General features: G+C 74.4%; 1 protein-coding gene. It reads right to left on the bottom strand.

The features are described 5' to 3' along the window. On the bottom strand, positions 1-515 hold a 515-nt coding region (locus AC3ERT_RS36660), incomplete at both ends, for an L-serine ammonia-lyase, iron-sulfur-dependent, subunit alpha (RefSeq protein ID WP_435179525.1).

A 515-nucleotide genomic window follows, 5' to 3' on the forward strand; every position in this document is an offset into this window, starting at 1 on the left:
GCCGCGTTCTCGACCTGCTCCGGGGTGAGCCCCAGGACCTCGGCGAGGCCGCCCGCGGCCATGGAGCAGGCGGAGCCGACCTCGCCCTGGCAGCCGACCTCGGCGCCGGAGATGGAGGCGTTCTCCTTGAAGAGCATGCCGATCGCGCCGGCGGCCAGCAGGAAGCGCACCACCGCGTCGTCCCGGTCCGCGGCGGACGTGGACGGCGAGCAGACGAACTGCAGGTAGTAGTGCAGGACGGCCGGGATGATCCCGGCGGCGCCGTTCGTGGGCGCGGTCACCACGCGGCCGCCCGCCGCGTTCTCCTCGTTGACCGCCATCGCGTACAGCGTGATCCACTCCATCGCCCGGGTGGACGGGTCGCCCTCGGCCCGCAACTGCCGGGCGGACTGCGCCGCGCGGCGCCGCACCTTCAGCCCCCCGGGCAGGATGCCCTCACGCGTCATGCCCCGCTCCACGCACGCCCGCATCACCTCCCAGATCTCCAGCAGCCCGGCCCGGATCTCCGCCTCGCC

It is taken from the genome of Actinacidiphila sp. bgisy145 (assembly GCF_057708125.1).